Annotated in this window: 19 protein-coding genes; 3 read left to right on the forward strand and 16 right to left on the reverse strand. The window is 46.8% G+C overall.

Translation table 11 applies throughout. The features are described from left to right. Nucleotides 1–21 precede the first annotated feature (21 nt). The 3 genes from AAGC78_RS08910 to AAGC78_RS08920 all read right to left on the reverse strand — a co-directional run bounded on the left by AAGC78_RS08910 (nt 22) and on the right by AAGC78_RS08920 (nt 4,143). Entirely contained in the window at nt 22–2,502 is a 2,481-nt protein-coding gene (locus AAGC78_RS08910) for a bifunctional acetate--CoA ligase family protein/GNAT family N-acetyltransferase (protein ID WP_435783712.1), read from the reverse strand. 34 nt (nt 2,503–2,536) lie between these two features. Then, nucleotides 2,537–3,724, reverse strand: a complete 1,188-nt coding sequence (locus AAGC78_RS08915) for a PilT/PilU family type 4a pilus ATPase (protein ID WP_435783713.1) — start codon at nt 3,722–3,724, stop codon at nt 2,537–2,539. A gap of 71 nt (nt 3,725–3,795) precedes the next feature. Next, nucleotides 3,796–4,143 carry a RidA family protein gene (locus tag AAGC78_RS08920; protein ID WP_435783714.1) on the reverse strand — a complete coding sequence of 116 codons (348 nt, stop codon included), beginning with the start codon at nt 4,141–4,143 and terminating at the stop codon, nt 3,796–3,798. A 107-nt stretch (nt 4,144–4,250) separates the two neighbouring features. On the opposite strand from AAGC78_RS08920, the gene AAGC78_RS08925 reads away from it, so the two are divergent. The 3 genes from AAGC78_RS08925 to AAGC78_RS08935 all read left to right on the forward strand — a co-directional run bounded on the left by AAGC78_RS08925 (nt 4,251) and on the right by AAGC78_RS08935 (nt 7,412). Then, nucleotides 4,251–5,270, forward strand: coding sequence for a nucleoid-associated protein (locus AAGC78_RS08925; protein ID WP_435783715.1), 1,020 nt, complete (start codon nt 4,251–4,253; stop codon nt 5,268–5,270). Between the two features lie 135 nt (nt 5,271–5,405). Beyond that, nucleotides 5,406–5,996 carry a TetR/AcrR family transcriptional regulator gene (locus AAGC78_RS08930; protein WP_435783716.1) on the forward strand — a complete coding sequence of 197 codons (591 nt, stop codon included), beginning with the start codon at nt 5,406–5,408 and terminating at the stop codon, nt 5,994–5,996. A 216-nt stretch (nt 5,997–6,212) separates the two neighbouring features. Continuing rightward, nucleotides 6,213–7,412 (forward strand): lipid A deacylase LpxR family protein, encoded by a 1,200-nt coding sequence (locus AAGC78_RS08935; RefSeq protein ID WP_435783717.1) that lies wholly within the window; start codon nt 6,213–6,215, stop codon nt 7,410–7,412. Nucleotides 7,413–7,430: 18 nt separating this feature from the next. Here AAGC78_RS08935 and AAGC78_RS08940 read toward each other — a convergent pair whose 3' ends face one another. The 13 genes from AAGC78_RS08940 to ruvC all read right to left on the reverse strand — a co-directional run. Further along, the gene (locus AAGC78_RS08940) at nt 7,431–9,233 is read right to left on the reverse strand and encodes a putative bifunctional diguanylate cyclase/phosphodiesterase (RefSeq protein ID WP_435783718.1); all 1,803 of its coding nucleotides are present in this window, start codon (nt 9,231–9,233) and stop codon (nt 7,431–7,433) included. Nucleotides 9,234–9,290: 57 nt separating this feature from the next. Continuing rightward, nucleotides 9,291–10,454: an FIST N-terminal domain-containing protein gene (locus tag AAGC78_RS08945; protein ID WP_435783719.1), complete on the reverse strand. Its 1,164-nt coding sequence runs from the start codon at nt 10,452–10,454 to the stop codon at nt 9,291–9,293. A gap of 28 nt (nt 10,455–10,482) precedes the next feature. Then, complete coding sequence (locus tag AAGC78_RS08950) at nt 10,483–11,751, reverse strand: hypothetical protein (RefSeq protein ID WP_435783720.1); 1,269 nt, start codon at nt 11,749–11,751, stop codon at nt 10,483–10,485. A 530-nt stretch (nt 11,752–12,281) separates the two neighbouring features. Further along, on the reverse strand, nt 12,282–13,025 hold the full coding sequence (ybgF, locus tag AAGC78_RS08955; protein ID WP_435783721.1) for a tol-pal system protein YbgF: 744 nt from the start codon (nt 13,023–13,025) through the stop codon (nt 12,282–12,284). A gap of 14 nt (nt 13,026–13,039) precedes the next feature. Further along, a complete protein-coding gene (gene pal / locus AAGC78_RS08960) occupies nt 13,040–13,507 on the reverse strand; it encodes a peptidoglycan-associated lipoprotein Pal (RefSeq protein WP_435783722.1) in 468 nt (155 codons plus the stop codon). Nucleotides 13,508–13,549: 42 nt separating this feature from the next. Continuing rightward, nucleotides 13,550–14,830, reverse strand: a complete 1,281-nt coding sequence (gene tolB / locus AAGC78_RS08965) for a Tol-Pal system beta propeller repeat protein TolB (protein WP_435783723.1) — start codon at nt 14,828–14,830, stop codon at nt 13,550–13,552. Next, nucleotides 14,827–15,669 carry a cell envelope integrity protein TolA gene (gene tolA, locus AAGC78_RS08970; RefSeq protein ID WP_435783724.1) on the reverse strand — a complete coding sequence of 281 codons (843 nt, stop codon included), beginning with the start codon at nt 15,667–15,669 and terminating at the stop codon, nt 14,827–14,829. The genes tolB and tolA overlap by 4 nt, the downstream gene beginning before the upstream one ends. A gap of 9 nt (nt 15,670–15,678) precedes the next feature. Beyond that, nucleotides 15,679–16,107 carry a protein TolR gene (gene tolR, locus AAGC78_RS08975; RefSeq protein WP_435783725.1) on the reverse strand — a complete coding sequence of 143 codons (429 nt, stop codon included), beginning with the start codon at nt 16,105–16,107 and terminating at the stop codon, nt 15,679–15,681. 35 nt (nt 16,108–16,142) lie between these two features. Then, nucleotides 16,143–16,829 (reverse strand): protein TolQ, encoded by a 687-nt coding sequence (tolQ, locus tag AAGC78_RS08980; RefSeq protein WP_435783726.1) that lies wholly within the window; start codon nt 16,827–16,829, stop codon nt 16,143–16,145. 15 nt (nt 16,830–16,844) lie between these two features. Further along, entirely contained in the window at nt 16,845–17,258 is a 414-nt protein-coding gene (gene ybgC, locus AAGC78_RS08985; RefSeq protein WP_435783727.1) for a tol-pal system-associated acyl-CoA thioesterase, read from the reverse strand. A gap of 7 nt (nt 17,259–17,265) precedes the next feature. Further along, nucleotides 17,266–18,291, reverse strand: a complete 1,026-nt coding sequence (ruvB, locus tag AAGC78_RS08990; protein ID WP_435783728.1) for a Holliday junction branch migration DNA helicase RuvB — start codon at nt 18,289–18,291, stop codon at nt 17,266–17,268. Nucleotides 18,292–18,309: 18 nt separating this feature from the next. Further along, a complete protein-coding gene (gene ruvA / locus AAGC78_RS08995; protein WP_435783729.1) occupies nt 18,310–18,924 on the reverse strand; it encodes a Holliday junction branch migration protein RuvA in 615 nt (204 codons plus the stop codon). 122 nt (nt 18,925–19,046) lie between these two features. After that, on the reverse strand, nt 19,047–19,372 hold a 326-nt coding region (gene ruvC / locus AAGC78_RS09000), incomplete at its 5' end, for a crossover junction endodeoxyribonuclease RuvC (RefSeq protein WP_435783730.1).

The following is a 19,372-nucleotide window of genomic DNA, read 5'->3' on the forward strand; positions in this document are numbered from 1 at the left end:
ATCAAATAAACTGACGCTGTTTTACAGCGTCAGGCTCATATCAATCACCCCATCCTCGCGATTATATTTCACCGTAAACCCGAGTTTACGCGCGAGGTTTGCCATGCCTGCATTTTCCAGCATGGTAAAACCGGTAAGTTGTTGTGTACCTTGGCTGCGGCAATAATCAACCATTTTTTGTAACAGACGCCCACCCAAACCTATGCCTTTTAATTCGCTGCGCACCGCCATCGCAAATTCAGCCATAGTATTATCCGGGTGTATTTGTACACGCACCACACCCAAGATTTCTTCCTGCTGCTCACTATTACTCGCCACTGCAATAAATGCCATCTCACGCGCATAATCAATTTGCGCCAAGCGTGCCATTTGTTCATGGGAGAATTGCGGCAACTCGGCAAAGTAGCGTTTGTATCGATCTTCTTTGCTTTGCGAGCTGTCGAAGATTTGCAAATTCACTTCGTCTTCCGGACGAATCGGGCGCAACAACACCGAGCGCTGATCGCGCAAAATAAACGGCTCTTCCAATTCTTTAGGATAAGGCCTGATCGCCAGCGGATAAGCATTTATTTCGGCACTGATTTCCAAGCTCACATCCAGCACGCGAATATCATCGCCCGCCACCAATACCGGGTTGATCAATAAATTACGCAGCGACGGATGATCAATCACAATTTGGCTAATTTGTGTCAACAGCAAACACAACGCCGGCATATCGAGCGGCACATATAATTCACGCTCGCGAATTTTTCCTTCTGCTAGCGCCTGTATCACCATGTAACGCGCTAGCGCCATGTTCAAAGGTGGCAACGCCACTACCGCATTGCGCCGAATACTCCAATGGCTGGCGGCCTCCCCCAATAAAATCACCGGGCCAAACACCGGATCATTTTGCACTTGCACACGTAACGGATGCGCACCTTTGCGCTGTGAATGGGTGACAGTCGCAGGCGCATTTTCAATTTCAGCAACCGTATTAATACCGTAATCATTTAGCAGTGCAATTGCTTCGGCACGCGTTAATTGGGTACGGGATTCAGCTAATGCCTGCGCAATAATGGCTTGCGCATTTTGTGGTTGATAGGGAACTCTGTCGCTAATGGACTCCGGCGTCTCCGACAATAATTTTTGGTTGCGGCGATACTGCACCATATGCATAAAAGCGCCGACTGCACCTTCCGGTGTGCGGAAAGAGGCAATACTCGCATCTGCAAAACGCAGACGTGCATTTTGCGCAGCGTCCTCACCCATCCAATTGGCAAATATATTTGGTTTGCGTCCGGTGTAATTTTTATAGGTATTGATTACTGCATCGGCATACACTTCACCCGGTGTTAATGCCGAGGGCGCCTGCATAATCAAAATATTATCGACACTGTTGCTCTGCAATAAAACCTGCAACACCTTTTGATAAGTTTCAGGTGATGCATCACCCAATACATTGATAGGATTCGTTGCGCGACCGCCGGAGTGGATTAATGGCTGCAGTTGGTTAACCACTTTTTCATCCAGTGTTGCCAAGCGACCACCGCGCTGCAAGAGCGCATCCACCGCCATTGCACTGGGGCCATTACCATTCGCGATGACAACCAATTGCTCACTGTGAATTGGCTTTCCATTAGCAAGTGTCTCCACTGCAGCGAGCAATTCACGCAGATCACCTACGCGCAGCATACCGGCACGGCGAAATGCTGCATCGTAAACCGAATCATTACCCATTTTTTCGGCGGGTAAGCGCGAGGTCAGCGCACTGGTTTCAGAATAAATTCCCGCTTTAATTACCAGGATAGGTTTATTAAAGGAAGCTGCCCGCGCAGCCGACATAAATGCACGACCATCGTGAATGGCATCGATATACAATAGAATTGCCGAGGTTTTTGGATCACGCCCGAGGTAATCAAGTATCTCGTCGAAATCGATATCAATGCCTTCACCGAGCGAAATAAATTGTGAAAAGCCAATGCGACGACGGCGCGCCCAATCCAATAAGGTTACGCAGACCGCAGACGATTGCGACACTACCGCAATTTTTCCTGGCAGTGCATTGATGTGCGCATAACTCGCATTCAAACCCAATTCAGGAATAATAATGCCGAGCGAATCCGGCCCGAGAATTCGCACGCCCCATTCTTTGGCGATGGCGAGCATTTGCTCTTGCAGGTTAGTACCTTGCGCAGTAAATAAATTATCTAACCCCGCAGCGATTACAATCGCATTGCGTGTGCCTTTTCTTCCGAGTTGCAAAATAATTGCCGGCACGCGAGTTGCGCGGGTACAGATAATAGCGAGATCGGGAACGATCGGTAACTCATCAATCGAGCGATAAGCCAATACACCATTCACTGATTTGTAGTGCGGTGTGACCGGCATTATCGGGCCATCAAATTGCCCTTGCAGCAAATTGCGCATTACTGCATTGCCCGGGCGATTAGGCTGGTTGGAGGCACCTATGACCGCGATTGAATGAGGCTTCAGTAATTGTTCAACACTTTTTACTGTCATTTATTTACCGTCATAGCCTTGTCTGTTTATTTGTTTACAAATTGTCTTCGTCATCATCAATTTTTTGCAAACTCAATTCACCAAAACTCGTGGGTGGTGCTTTGGGTTGAGCTTGCGGTGCAGCAGCAACAGGTTCAGCCTTGGGCACTGCAACACCATCGGTTGCCAATTTTATCCGTAGGCGTAAGTTGTTGGGTGAATCGGCATTGGCAATGGCGTCATCAAAACTGACTTTGCCAGCCATATACAATTTAAAAATAGCACCATCAAATGTTTGCATACCGAGATTTTCGGATTTCTCCATAATCTCTTTAATTTCAGTGAGTCGGCTTTTTAAAATCAATTCCTGAATGGTTTTGGTGCCCAACAACACTTCCACAGCAGCACAACGTTTTCCGTCAACCGTGGGCAATAACCGCTGTGATACAAAGGCGCGCAAATTCTGCGACAAGCCCATCAGCAATTGCGGCCGACGCTCTTCCGGAAATAAATTGATAATCCGCTCCAGCGCCTGGTTGGAATTGTTCGCGTGCAATGTTGAAATTGCCAAATGCCCGGTCTCGGCAAATTCCAGTGCATGCTCCATGGTTTCGCGGTCGCGTATCTCACCGATTAAAATAACATCCGGCGCTTGGCGCAAAGTATTTTTCAACGCGGCTTTATAGCTGCGCGTATCAACACCTACTTCACGCTGATTAATCACACTGCGTTTGTGTTTGTGTACAAATTCAACTGGATCTTCGATGGTAATGATATGACCGCCGCTCGACGAATTGCGATGATCAATCAAGGCCGCAAGCGATGTCGATTTACCCGATCCGGTGCCACCCACAAATAAGACCAAACCGCGCTTGGTCATAATCACATCTTTTAATACTTCCGGCAGACCCAGCGCATCAAATTGCGGAATATCCGTTTTGATATTCCGTGCAACTATGGCCACTTCATTGCGCTGCTTAAAAATGTTGATACGGAAGCGACCAACACCGTGAATGGAAATCGCCAGATTCATTTCCAATTCGTGCGTAAAAGCAGCGCGCTGCTCGTCATCCATAATCGCATTAGCAATAGCTTCAATATCGCCCGGCTTGAATGGCTCGGTAGCCAAGGGCTTTAACACGCCCTGAAATTTTGCACAGGGCGGCGCGCCTGTACTCAAATACAAATCAGATCCGTCTTTTTTGGCGAGAATATTTAAATATTGATCGATTGGCGTTGCCATACAATGCTCCAAAGTGCGCGGACAATAGGAGGAGTATAGTCAGGATTGCCCGAGCGGCATGGCAAGAATTGCTAATCCACCGCCGCTACAAACGCAATTTCCACCAACATTGCAGGATCAAGCAATTCCACTTTTATGCAGGCGCGCGATGGCGCACAACCTGCGGGCAGCCAAGCCTCCCAGGCTTTATTCAATGCGGGCACGTTATCTTTGTCCGTGATGTAAATTGTCGCCGATAACAGACGGGATTTATCACTGCCGATTGCGGCCAAAGTCACCTCGGCTTGCGCCAAAATTTGTGCAATCTGCTCAGCCATCGCGCAGCTGGTGTCGTTGGGCACCTCAACAAAATGGGCAATGCCGTTGTAGACAGTGGCATCCGACCAGCGCGGTACTGGATTTAAGCGTTGAATATTCATGCAGAGTTTTCCGATAGAGTGTTTGCAAATCAAATCTGGCGCCTATAATAGCCGCCTTTTGCACTTCGCCCAATTTTAACCACTCCTCAATAAAAGCGACTTGATTCATGGCATTAACTTCCATCATTGCACACCGTATTTACCGTCATTCGCCCGGCAGCGCGTTCGAATTGCAATTGCGCGGCGAGGCGTTTACCAGTGCAGGCAAATTGGAAGAATTAGGCTATGAATTCAAAACCCAATTTATTCGCAAGGGCGGCAAGAGCTACGGGCGCTTCTCGGACGAATTGGGCGAATTCCCCCTGCCCGCCTGGCTGCGGGATTATCGCGAAGAGCGCTTAAGCTTCGTCAGCTTCACCCACAAGGCCATGCAGCAATTCCAGCAGGCACTGGAAAAGGCCGAATCACTTCTCGATGCCTATGTTTTCTTCGTGGAAGAGAAACTGGAAATTGGCGATACGCTGCATGTTTATTTGGTCGAACATCAAAGCGGGTTGTATCTGGACGGTGAACTGAATGTCGATGACTCGCTCTTCCTCGATACCAGCGGCTTTAACCTTGCGGCTAAAATCCAGCTTGATGAATGGGTTGCTGGCGACTCAACAACCTATTTGACACTGATGCGTGCGCGCAGTGATAAAGATATCGCCGATGCATTCGCCCAATTCATCGCCTTCACCGATAAGCAAGATATCAAACAGGAAACTGCCGAGTTTCTGCAAATTGTGGATAATTTCAGCCAGACTTTGGACGAAACCACGGCAAAAATCACTCGCAGCAAAGTGGTGGATTACTGCCTTGAGCAGAACAAAGCAGGCAAACCAGTGACTATCGCGGCGCTGTCCAGCAATCTCGCTGAAGAAGTGAAGAGCTATGAGCCAGAGCGCTTTGTACGCTATGTGGAAAGCAGCAAGCCGGACCTCAAGCCTGAGTTTATACCCCACGCAGGGCAGATCCGCAGCTACGTGCGTATCAGCGGGCGCAACGACTCACTGAGCATGAGTTTCGCGTCTGAATGCCTGGGGCGGGAAATCGAGTACGATGCGGAAAATGATGTGCTTACCATCAAGAATCTGCCGCCAGCGCTGAAGGCGCGCCTGATAAAACATCTTAAAGATGGGCAATGATCCATCAAAATAATAATTGGGTAATGCCTATATGTGTCTCGCTAAAGCCATAGATAGCAAAAAACTATACACCCCATAACTATATAAACTAAACCCGTGCTTGCAAAAGCAGACGACTGGTCATATATTTACACCATGAGCAAACGCGAACTGAAAAAAGATTATCTTCTTGATGCCGGACTAAAGGTGATGGCCACCCGTGGCTACAACGGCACCAGCATCCAGGACATAGTCAACTCTGCCAATGTGCCCAAGGGCTCTTTCTACACCTACTTTAAAAGCAAAGAAGATTTTGCGATTGAAGCACTGGAGAAAGTGACCGAAGAGCGCATGATCCAGAATCGCCACTTACTCAGTGACCGCAGCATCCCCCCACAAGAGCGCTTAACCCGCTTTTTTGTGGACAATATTGGCGGTTGCGAGGAGAACCTCAACGGCGGCTGCTTTCTGGGCAATATGTGCCAGGAGATGTCCGAATCCAGTGAGGCAATACGCATCAAGGTTCGACAGATGCTGCGCAATAGTACGCAGGCAATTGAAGATGTACTGGAAGAGGCTCGATTTAAAGACAGCCTCAAAAGCCAGCTACCCTCGCCAGTGTTAGCGGAATTTTTGTTCAACGCCTGGGAAGGGACATTGATGCGCATGAAAGCATCCAAATGTCGCGAACCACTCAACGCTTTTTTGACCGTTTTACCCGAACTTTTTTCCAAGCCGCAGGCTTAATACTTATCGACTCCGTTAAAAATACCTTTTATAGGTATTTTTATCCCACAAGAATAAGATGACCAGTCACTTTTTTGATGTGTGAGATTGCATATATCTCACGTTGAGGCGAATTCGTTCGCCTATTTTTTGGATCAAAAAAAAGACGACTGGTCATTTATTTTTATGAAGCGAGCCATTATTTAACCCAAGGTAACAAACCAAGGAGTTACCAAAATGCAAAACCACGAACAACAGAGAGACCTTAATGAGGATCTCAGCCAGAAAAACCGGCTCTGGGTTGCAGAGTCTTTATTATTCCAAGCCTTTGCCCTGTCCTTACTGTTCAGTGTTGCCAGTGCAGCATTTGCAGATCAGGACAAGTATTTGATTGAACAGCAACCGCAATGGTTACAACTTGCCAGCGTGGCCGAGGATGAAAAGCAACCCTTACTACACCTTAAGGATCAGCCTACCAAGCCAACCAGCAGCTGGGCTTTTGCATTCGACAATGACTTATTGGTGCCAGGCCATCGCGATCAGGACTACACCTATGGACTCAACTTCACCCAAACGGGAGCGAACGCCCGGGATGCGAAAATATCACTCAACAAACCACTGGTCGCGCTCGATCAATTACTGGGATTTGAACATTCGTCCTTAGGCACAGAAGAAACCTTTAGTCGTGAAATTGGAGTATTTGGTTTCACTCCCGAAGATATCAGCGTGAAAGAGGCCAATCCTGATGACCGCCCCTACGCCAGCCTGGTTTACCTTTCCAGCTCACGTGAACAAGTTGATCTGGTCGATAACGTTGCCTGGAAAAGCACTTTAACTGTGGGCCTACTCGGTACCGGCTTGGCGGGAGAGTTGCAGAACTTTGCTCATAAAATTACTAGCGGCGAGAAAGCGGAAGGCTGGAATAATCAGATCAGTGACGGCGGAGAATTAACCGGTCGCTATGTACTTGCGCGACAAAAATATTTCGACAGTTTTTCGGACAATATCGAGGTAAAAAGTACAGTACAAGCATCCGTCGGCTATCTGACTGAAGCAAGTTGGGGCCTAAGTATGCGCACCGGGAAAATACACAGCCCTTGGTCCTCATTCAATCCTGAGCTTGCCAGCTACGGAGAGAAGTCATCCTATTCAAGCAGCGCTAAAGCCGTGAACGAACGTTATTTCTGGGCAGGTTTCGCAGTTAAAGCTCGTGGGTATAACGCATTTTTACAAGGACAATTTCGCGATAGCGCCGTGAGTTACGACCACAACCAATTAAACCCTTTATTGGTTGAAGCCTGGGCAGGTTACACATTTGCATTCAAGCAAGGATATCGTGTCAGTTATGTACTGCGCGGGCACAGCTCTGAAATTAAAAATGGTGCAGGCGATCGCAATTTATTATGGGGTGGAATTATTATCGCCAGAAGCATTTAACAAGGATGTTAATGCGATTTACTCAACCTCTTCCACTTGCGGCTGATGCAACATAGCAAGAAGATTGGTAAACGGAACAGGACGAGAAAAATAGTAGCCCTGATATTGCTGACATCCCAACTCTTGCAAACAAGCCAATTCTTCCCGCGACTCCACTCCCTCTGCAAGAATTTCCATATCCAGATTATTTCCCAGCGCAATAATCATTCGTGCGATCGAACGACTCTCAGCATCGCTGTGAATATCCCGCACAAATGAACGATCAATTTTAATCATGTGTGCAGGAAACCGTTTCAAGTAGGCCAATGATGAGTAGCCTGTACCAAAATCATCGATTGAGCATTCAACACCAATTGCCTGCAGGTCAGACATCAATGTCATTGCTTGATTGATACCGCTTACCAATACGTTTTCAGTGATTTCAATGGCAAGATTTTGCGGTGGAGCATCAGTCACCGCAAGCGCCTGGCAGATACGTGCAAAAAAATCTTGCTGGGTCAGCTGCTTGCCACTGACATTAATTGACAACTTTTTAAATCCTTCCAGCAAACCTTGTGCTTGCAAAACCTTTAAATGTTTGCACGCCTCATTTAATACCCAATCACCAATATCCAAAATCAAATCACTGTCTTCTGCAATCGGGATATACACGGCAGGTGATTCGAATTGGTATTTGGGGTTATGCCAACGCAACAACGCCTCGGCACCGATAATTTCATGGGCACGATTAAATTGCGGTTGATAGTAGAGTTCAAATTCATTATTTTTTATGGCAGCTTTTAGATCCGATGCGTAAGCCAAACGCGTATTGTGCTTTTCCGACATATCAGGATGATAAGCCAATGCAACACGTTGCCGCATGGCTTTTGCTTCATACATTGCCAGGTCGGCATTCTTAATAATATCGCTGTATGATTCATCAAGGTTGGGGAAAATTTCATATCCCATGCTACAACTAATATTGTAGCCAACACCTGTAAGATCAAATGTCACTTCAACAGCGTCGTGAATGCGTGCGGCAGTGCCACATACAATCAGCTCTGCCTCTTCACGATTGCGCCCTAAATCTGGCAAAAGAATAACAAACTCATCGCCACCAAAACGAGCAACTGTATCTTTGCTGCGCGTAATACTTAACAGTCGCTGAGCGACTTCTTGCAAAATTTTATCGCCCACATCGTGTCCCATTACATCATTGATCGATTTAAATTGGTTTAAATCAATAAACAACAAGGCACCGTATTTTTGATAATGTCGGCAATGAACTAAAGACTCCTCTAACCTTTCTGTTAACTTGCGACGATTCGCCAATTGGGTGAGTTCATCATGCGCTGCTTGATGTGCGATTGTTTTTTCTGCCAGATGGCGCGCAGCCATTTCCTTCAATAAGGACTCATGGGCAATACAGGCGTAGCAACTCAAAGATAGTTTTTTAAAAATAGGGTCAAGCGATTTTTGGATAACCGGATCCAGTTCATAAATCCCTTCAAAAACGATAACGCCATGAGCGGGCAATGAAAAGCAGTGGTAGGTTTTATTATTAAGTGCAACTGTTGATGAAAGGCTTTTTGACTCGAGATGCTGTGCAACCATTGTTTGCAACATCAGACATTCTGCCCAAGGTGCCCCCAAATATTGTCGCGGTATGCTAAGGCAGTGTTTAACGACCAATGACTTACCGGAAAAATCAGCAAAGGTTGGTACACCCGCCGAATCACAAAATAGAAATACATGAACGCTACTGAGATCCAAACGCGACATACTGACGCGCATAAAGATTCGCAGCATTTCTATCAACTTCAAGTCATTGCCAATAGCCATGGCAAGCTCATGCTGTATTGATATTATTTGCAGTGCTTTTTTCATATGAGGCAATCGCTAGAGTTGACCCACCACTATAGATTTATTCAACAAATTAATGGTACCGCGTGCAGTATTGGTAATTTCACCAATCGACAAAACACCGACAATCGTTTTGCCCTCACCAACCCCACTGCTTAAGGCCAATAACTCATCGGAAAAATCCCCCCCCAAGTAGAGCGAACGACTAATGCAATCAAAAGCCAATGCCATTCCCAGAGGCTTATGTGATAGCTGCTGCAGCTTCAGACCGGATTGCTCCCCAGCGAGAAATGCTGCCTCGACTATAAATTTACGTCGCCCTTGCAAGATATAAATCATGGTATTAGCGGGAACACAACCAACACACACCAGCTCATTTTTAATACGCTGGATCGGATCGCGTACCATGATATCTTCATTAATACCAACAATTCCCAATGGGAAGTTTTTAGATATTTCAAAAAAATTATTTTTATTAAATTGATTGCCAGTTACGCGCTCAATGCTATCTCGATACACCTGAAAGGCCGGCAAATAATCAATCGTCTTAACCCTGGTGCCTTTGGCTTCAGTAACGAGGTATGGTCCGTCTAATACCTCCCAGCCATGATCCACAGCACAGCGCATTGGAATCGGTAACTTTACTACCAATGCGGCATCCTGCAACAAGCCTGCACGTGTAAACAAACAGGGGCGCTGGATAAAGTCTATTGATCCAGCACCACCGCCAATAACATGACTACCACCACCAATCGTTTCATACAACGTATTAATAAATGCTTCTGTAGTTTTTGCCATAGCATCAACGAAGACCATCAAATCAGCTGCGCAACCAACTTTATCACCGTCTTGCCACGCGGGATTTTCAATCGACAATTTTGCACGGGACAAATCATCGTAGACGTCAACTTGAACAGCAAAAGGAAATCCTATCAGGAGTGAACCACGATCGATGCATTTCCCTTCGAAGAAAATACCGGGAAAAATGCCGCCGAAAACAGGAACAGGGCAAGCACCCAGCAACGACCTTAATCGATCTGCCGAGTGCTTATTGTTACTGCATGCAAACACTAAAACACTGTTAGCGCCCTGTGCTACCAAAAGCTCAAGGGCCAGACCTAATTGCTCATCTGTACCTTCAGTGTCTAGCCATACAGGCGGCGATGCATAGATATTATTATTTTGTATTACCAATGCCATCGACAATTCCTGCGTCAATCATTGATTATTATTTCAATAAAGGCGAATTCAGCGCTTCTATCTTGGGGCCAATTAATTTTTCTGTGGCTTTACGCAAATCGTCCAATGAGACTTTACGAATCACCATCAACTGCCGGGTCACATCATCAAGATTGTGTTTATTTTTACTGCGCTTACGAATCTCTTTATCCAATTCATCAAGCAATACAACAGCACGGGCAGTTACTGGGCCAGTGGATTTTGTCGCACGCAAATGTTTGACATCAGCGCCCCACTCCGCCAAACCTTTTACAATTTTAGTGCGTCGCGCTTTAGTCATCCCATCTGCACGATAAAGTAATTCAAAGGAGTAGAACTCGGCAATGCCTTCTGCAATCCAGTCATCATTCGTTTTTGCAGTAGTAGCACCACGGATACGAGTAAACATGTGGGTCAACTCATGCAACAAGGGGCTTGTGCCATTCTCACTTACCAAGGGCCGATCCGAGTGCAAAAATAATGAATTAGATGCCGACAAACCACCTCGCCACATAGGATCATCAGCGCCCACCACTAATAATTTTTTTGGCGTTACGTTAAAAGCTGAATGCACCTCAGGCCAGACAAAGTTGAAAAATGTGAGTGCATCCATACGACGCAAGCCTTCACCCGCCGGAGCACTCACAGCGATAGATGTCTTATTAACTGTCGCTCTTCGGGTACCAATTTTTCCGGCAATCATCCAGCCAATTGGGCGGTCAAACAGTCGCTCAGGATTATCAATGATAAACACATTACCCTTATCGCGCGGCCAACCAGTTTCAACCCCCGGCCATCCCTCAGGCAAAATGAACTCTAATTTAGCAATGGCACGCGCACCGGAAACCTCGAAAGTTTCCACTGATGGAATCAAATCATCGCCGCGAAACAGTGCCCACTCTTTGGTAACACGAGCATCAAATTTTCCCTCTGAACGCTCATGGGTTAGCTTCACAAAATAAGTCAGCTTGGCGTCGCCTGCAGGTAATTCCCAGAAAACCTGTTTGTTCTTTATAGTTAATTTCCCATTACCCTGAATTTCTGAGTAGACGCCATCCGCGTTATCAAAACGTAATTTTCGTAAAAGGCTACCATTATCAATTGAAATTTGGACACTTGCTCCCTCTCGCTCAGGAATGAGCTTAACCAAGTAATTTAATTGGTATGTATTGTCTTTCAATGCTTCAGCAGCATGAACAGACAAGCTTAACAGCATCAAACTTAAGCAAAGAGCAGCACTTCTCAGCAATCCACTCAAATAGCCAGATAAAAAAAACATCACTTCATTCCCATAAGTAAGAACAACACTGATCGCAGTGTAAAGGATAAGGCTAAAACCGCAATAACGAATCCCGCCCCGTGCCTTCCCACCTTCATGAAAACCACAACTGCATGTAGTCAATCTCCTACAATTGAAAGCGACATTTGCGACTAGTTCCCTTTGGCCGATTACGCAAAAATAACCACATCAAGGACGATAAACATTTAAAGGATAAATGAACTGCAAGGATCGGCCGGCACATGGAGCTAAAGGACTTAAATATCAGGATGATATTGAGCTAACGCCAGGGATGGCGGTGAAAGCACCCAGGAAGCACAATACACAAGGCATGTGATAGCAGGAGAAAACTGACTCAAGGAACAAAAGGAGTTAATTGAACGAGGCAGAACCCAGGAGTATCAAGAGGGAATTTGCGTACGATTGAAGACGCTTTTGCAGGAAGCATAAAGCTGATCAACACATATATCCAGTTACGGATGCGCTACGGGGCTTTATATGAAGCCCCTTTCTTTTATATATTTGAACCGTTAAAAGTTATCGGCGAGAAATTTTTGTGCCAACCGAGCGGCATCCGAACTCCCTGCGGCCACTTCATTTAATAGAGATTCAGCTTTAGCCTTATCTCCCGTCATGAAATATACCTTCCCTAAATCCAATTTGGCATCAGGTACTTTTGCAGCACTTGGAAAGTTCGTTGTAAGCTGGGAGAACCAGTTTTTGGCTTGGGGATAATCTTTCTTCAACATAGCAATTTTGCCCAACCAATAATGGCTATTACTGGCAAAGTCACCATTTGGAAAACGGGTTAAATGCTCTTGAAAAGCAGCAACAGCACCATCAAAGTCTTTTTGATTCAATAAATCATAAGCGTTTTTATATACATCACTTTCACTGGCAGAGGCTGGCAACTGCGAGCTAGATACTGTATTTGATGGAACTATGGACGCGGGAATATCTTCGACAGTTGATCTGCTTTGCGCAGCATGCGCACCACCAGATAGGCGGCGATCCAGATCAATATAGTTATCTAACTGTAACTGTTTGAGCTGTTTAAGCTCATGTGACTGCTCTTCAAGCAGGCCACGCAAATTGGCCACTTCTTCTTGCAAAGCATTTATTTGAGAGTAAACATCAGACTGCGCAGAAGCAGGCAGACCTGTTTGAGCCACCCCAGAGCGAACGCCCTGGGGTGAAGACTCAACAACCCGTACTTGCGCCTGTAAGACTGGAGCTGCGACAACTAAAACAACAGCAAGCAGATTTTTAAGCATACGGGCTCAGACTCTTAGTACTTAACTTCTACGCGACGGTTTTGTGACCAAGAAGCTTCGTCACTACCGGTAGCAACTGGTTGCTCTTCACCGAAGCTAACAACTTCCAGAGAAGAACCGTTAACGCCTTGAGTTACCAGGAAGTCACGAACAGCGTTAGCACGCTTCTCGCCAAGAGCCATGTTGTACTCGCGTGAACCGCGCTCATCAGCATGACCTTCCAGACGTACTGCAACTGAAGCACCTTTCAGTTTGTCAGCGTGAGCCAACAATACAGCGCGGCTCTCAGCAGTCAAAGAGTATTGATCAAAGTCGAAGTAAACAACGTTTGACAATGCTGCTTCTGGAGTAGAAGTGCTTTCAACTGGAGCGGTACCAGTGGTAGTTGGTTCAGTTGCTTTGTTGTCACTGCTTGAACAGCCAACCAGGAAAGACATAACAACAGCCAAAGTGAGACCTTGCTTGATTGCTTTGGTGATCATGTGTGTGTAACTCCAATGAAGTTTTTGATCTGTTTTACGGGATTAGTTAAAGAATGGCGACCATGCGGGTTCCCGCACATCACCCTGTTTTGGAGGCTGGAGGATTTTGACACGCGCGTCAAGAGACACGGCCGCCAATACTCCCTTACCACCAGAACGAGTCGCATACATTAGCATAGCGCCATTGGGCGCTATAGTAGGCGATTCGTCCAAACTTGTCTCTGACAAAATGCGTAAATTGCCAGATTTTATATCTTGAGCAGCAATATGATAGGACGTTCCGGGGCGTTTGTTCAACATCACCAAGCTTTTTCCGTCCGGAGACACGCGTCCACGAGCATTGTAGTCTCCATCAAATGTCACACGCTCTTGTTGCATGCTGCTTAAATTAACTTGATAAATTTGTGGTTTGCCGCCGCGATCCGACGTAAAGAAAAGCGAAGCGCCATCTGCAGCCCATGATGGTTCATGGTCAATAGCAAAGTGGTTGGTGACGCGAGTGAGCTGACGAGTCAGTACATTCATAACGTAAATTTCAGGGTTTCCATCTTTTGATAAAGCCATCGCGAGCTTCTGCCCATCAGGAGACCAGGCTGGAGCGCCATTCAAACCACGGAAGTTAGTCATTTGTTGACGTCTACCGGTAGCAATGTCCTGGATATAAATCGCAGGCTTGTTATCCGCTTCAAATGATACGTAGGCTACGCGCTGACCATTTGGTGACCAAACCGGCGACAGGATCGGATAGCGTGAGTCCAGCAACATACGTGGACGGAAGCCATCGATATCAGACAACATCAAGCGATACTTCTGTGGCTGCTTGAATGCCTCAACATAAATCAGCTTGGTAGAGAATATGCCACGAATGCCGGTGATGGTTTCATATACCTTGTCGCTGATGTGATGCGCCATATCGCGCAATTGCGCATCAGTGCCATCAACAGTCAGCTTGGCAAATACGCGCTTTTGCTGCACTACATCAAACAATTCGTAGCTTGCGTAGTAACGACCTGCCTGCTGAGTGATGGACCCAATTAATAAATACTCAGCTTTGAGCACACTCCAATCACGATAATGAATTTCTGCTTCAGAGCGAGGAAACGACAGCAAGCGCTCAGCGGCAATAGCTTCAAATTGACCCGAGAACTGCAGATCATTACCCACAATTTTGGCCAGATCTTCAGTTAACTTACCACCAGTCCATGCGAATGGCACAACTGCAATGCGGGTTGGATTATCAACCCCTTTGGTAACTTTCAAATTCAATTGCGCATGGGCGATGCCAGCGACAAAAACAAGACACAACAGTAAGTAACGTTTCACGACCTTAAGTCCTCTGGGCTAAATGTGAATCTGAATACACGGAAATATCTTTCAAAAATATCAGGCGGGATTTGCATCACCTCGGTAAAACGATCCACCCGCTTTACTGCCTGCTCTGCTGCCCGATCAAACGCTGGATCGCCACTGCTTTTTATTACACGCAGACCTGTGACAATCCCGGTAGGCAACATGTTCACTTCTAATACGACCTCCAACCCGTTTCGAGCTGAGGGTGGACGACTCCAATTCTGCTCCACACGTTCGATGAGCGCTTCCTCATAACTCTTTGTATTAACTGCATCATTGGACTCGCTGATCATTTTTTCTTGCTTTTGCTGCGCAGCCTGAACTCTTTCCCGCTCCTCTTGAGCCTCTTGTTCACGCTTGGTTTTCTTTAAAGCTTCCGCTTTACGCTTTGCCTCGTCTTCAGCTTTTTTCTTCTTTTCCGCTTCAGCTTTATCTGCCTTGGCTTTCGCAACCTTGGCCGCTTCTTCTTTCGCTTTTTGCTGCTTCAGTTTTTCCGCTTCAGCTGCTTTCGCTTCTTGCTCTTTTTTCTGCTGGACGAGTGCTTCCGCCTCTTTGCGTCGCTGCTCATCCTGCTTTTTCAAACGCTTCAAATCCTCGTAGGGTTTTGAATCCAAAACCTGCTCGTGAATCTGTGGCGGCGCCGCCTTGGCTGTAGGCTTAAAATCCATCAAGGTAGCAGTAACATAATGAGGCTTATAGGGTTCCTCTTTTTCCTTAAAAAAATCCCAATTACCCAAAAAAAGTACCAGTAATGCGCCGTGTAATAAAACACTTAAAAATGTCGGCAGTGATAATGATTTTTCCAACTTCATAAAAAAAACCTAGCGCGGTGGTTCCGTAATCAAACCAACAGACGGGGCACCAGCCTGCTTTAACTCTCCCATCAAGGTCACTATGACACCGTACTCTACTTTTCTGTCGCCTTGCACAAACACCAAGGTATTGGGTTTTTCTGCCAAGACTTTACTGACAATCGATTTAATTTCAGCAAGTGGGCGCGGAGCTTCTGCATCACCCGCTAAATCAATGTAGTACGAGCCATCCGCCTTCACTGAAACGGTAATAGGGTCATCATCTTTTGTATCTACTGCTTCAGCTTTTGCCTGCGGTAGTTCAACTTTAATACCTTGCGTCATCATGGGCGCTGCGATCATAAATACGATCAACAACACCAACATAACGTCGATTAGCGGAACAACGTTAATTTCCGCTTTCAATTTTTTCTTGATCGGTGGTGCAAATCCAGACATTTTCTTAACCTGTTCTCAATCTATGTAAAACAGCGTTATTTGCTGTGAACCTGGCGATGCAAAATTGCAGAAAACTCTTCTGCAAACGTTTGGTAATTACCCATCAAGCTTTCTGCGCGAGCTGAAAATTTGTTGTATGCGAGAACCGCAGGAATCGCAGCAAACAAACCCATTGCAGTTGCAATCAAGGCCTCAGCGATACCGGGTGCAACAGTCGCCAGACTTGGCTGGCCGGCGTTAGAGATATTAAGAAAGGACATCATGATCCCCCACACGGTTCCAAGCAGACCAATGTAAGGACTAACGGATGCAACGCTCGCCAGGAACGGTAAATTCTCTTCGAGCTTTTCACCTTCGCGCGCAAGTGCAACGCGCATTGCACGCATCGAACCTTCCATCACCGCATCTGAGTCAGCACCAGCCTGTTGACGCAAGCGAGTAAACTCTTTGAAGCCAGCACGGAAAATATTTTCGATCCCCTCTACCACTTCGTTACGGCCATTGCCCTGGCGGTAGAGTTGGTTCAAATCGATACCAGACCAAAATTGCTTCTCAAAGTAAGTAAACGCGGCAGATGCTTTGCGCTGGTAAATCTGACGCTGAAAGATCATTACCCAGGATATGACCGATGCTAAAAATAAAATCAGCATGACTACTTGCACTAAAAAACTGGCCTCAATCATGAGGTGCAGTATCGACAGGCTTGGTTTAGCTTCTGGCATAGTATTATTTAACTCTTACATTTGGCTGTGGAAAATTTGATCAAGCTGGCGATGCATATCAGCGGGAATTGCGTTGGGTTTCATCGTTGCCGCATCGACGCAAGCAATACGGATTACACCCTCGCACAACAATTCGCCATCGCGCAGCACCTGCTGTTTGAATTCGACATAAGTGCGCGCCAACTTCTCAATTTGTGCACTCACCTGTAATTGATCGTCGAGACGCGCGGAGCGGCGGTAATTGATTTGTGCTGCATGCACAACTAACAACAAGCCACCATCCAAAATTGCGGGCTTATCATAGCCCAAACTACGCAAAAATTCTGTACGGCTACGCTCCATGTACTTGAGATAATTGACGTAATAGACGATGCCACCCGCGTCTGTATCTTCAATGTAAACCCGCAGCGGGATACTAAATGAGTGCATAACTAAATTATTCCGCTGAATCCTGCAAACGTTTGGGCATAGGCGTCCCAAAATATAAATACGCGTTATTGGTTAAAATACGACCGCGCGGTGTGCGCGCCATAAATCCTTGCTGAATCAGATATGGCTCTATTACATCCTCAATAGTTCCACGATCTTCACTAATAGCTGCCGCCAGACTTTCAACACCTACCGGCCCACCATCAAAATTATTCATCATTGCTGTCAGCAAGCGGCGATCCATATGATCAAAACCGCGCTCATCGACGTTGAGCATATTGAGTGCACTGTCGGCCATCTGTGCGGTAACTATCCCGTCGCCTTTCATTTCTGCGTAATCACGTACGCGACGCAGCAACCGATTAGCGATACGCGGTGTACCGCGCGAGCGTTTTGCCACTTCAGCAGCACCCTCAATATCCATTTTCACCCCTAATAGCGCAGATGAGCGCGCCACAATATGGGTGAGATCGGCGACATTATAGAACTCCAAACGCTGAACAATACCAAAACGGTCGCGCAAAGGTGATGTCAGCAAACCCGCTCTGGTGGTTGCACCAACCAAAGTAAATTGCGGCAAATCCAGTTTGATTGAACGTGCAGCAGGGCCTTCACCGATCATAATATCCAGCTGGAAATCTTCCATCGCCGGATAAAGAATCTCTTCCACTACTGGGCTCAAGCGATGTATCTCATCGATAAACAGCACGTCACCGGGCTCAAGATTGGTCAGCAGCGCCGCTAAATCCCCTGCTTTTTCCAATACCGGGCCAGAGGTACTCTTGAGCGAAACATTCATTTCGTTGGCGATAATATTGGCGAGCGTTGTTTTACCGAGACCCGGTGGACCAAACACCAAAGTATGATCCAAGGCTTCGCCACGTTTTTTTGCCGCACCGATAAAAATTTCCATTTGCTCGCATACCGCCGGTTGCCCGACATAATCAGCAAGCGATTTCGGGCGCACAGTGCGATCAAGATGGTCTTCGCGCTCTTTGGCGGCGGGGGCAATCAGGCGATCTGTTTCAATCATCGTTATTCAACCTGGTAATTATCCAGCGATGCTACGCAACGCCATACGGATTAATTCTTCACTCTTCGCATCGGGTTTTTGCTTAGCCGCCAAAGAAATCATTTTTGCGGCATCCACCGGCTTATAGCCCAAAGCGATCAATGCACTTTCCGCTTCGGCAAATACATCATTGTCAGTGGCAATGCTTTGGATTTCGCTGTGCGCGAGCAAATCACTCTGCGGCATATCCCAATTTTTCAGGCGGTCGCGCAATTCAATCACCAAACGCTCGGCAGTTTTTTTGCCGATGCCGGGGACTTTCGTCAAGGCAGTAATATTGTCGTCACGCACGCAGCGGGCGATGTCATCCGCTTCCATGCCCGACAAAATAGCAATCGCCAATTTGGGGCCGACGCCGTTAACTTTAATCAGGGTGCGAAAGAGCGAGCGGTCGCGCTGCTCGATAAAACCGAATAATTGGTGCAGATTTTCAGTGATAGACAGATGGGTATGCAGCACGATTTCCTGGCCAATGCCCGGCAATCGATAAAATGTGGTCATAGGTGCTTGCAGCTCGTAACCAACGCCCGCTACATCCAGCAGCAAATAAGGCGGCTGTTTTTCCAGAAGCACTCCGCGCAAACGTCCAATCATAGAATTCGTTTTCCATCGGGTAAGAATGAGCTGTTTTTATAAACAGTATTTTTGCCGCCAATTGTAAAGGACTTTACTGGCAAGAGTCATCCACAGCGAGTGGCTGCAGAAAAATAATCAAATTAGACAATTCGCCCGCGGCGGAAACTGGAGGAACCCGCCATGCGGATTAAATGATCGCGGGTGTTCGCATGACAGAGCGCCACGGCCAGGGCATCGGCAGCATCCTCTTGTGGAGCTGCGGGCAAACGCAACAAGGTTTTTACCATATGCTGCACCTGCAATTTATCGGCAGCACCATTACCCACCACCGACTGCTTCACCTTGCGGGCTTCATATTCCGATACCGGCACATTCTGCGCAGTCGCAGCCACAATCGCTGCCCCCCGCGCCTGCCCCAACTTCAAAGCCGATGACGCGTTCTTAGCCATAAACACTTGTTCAATGG

This window comes from Cellvibrio sp. (assembly GCF_039207905.1).
Classification (GTDB): Bacteria; Pseudomonadota; Gammaproteobacteria; order Pseudomonadales; family Cellvibrionaceae; genus Cellvibrio.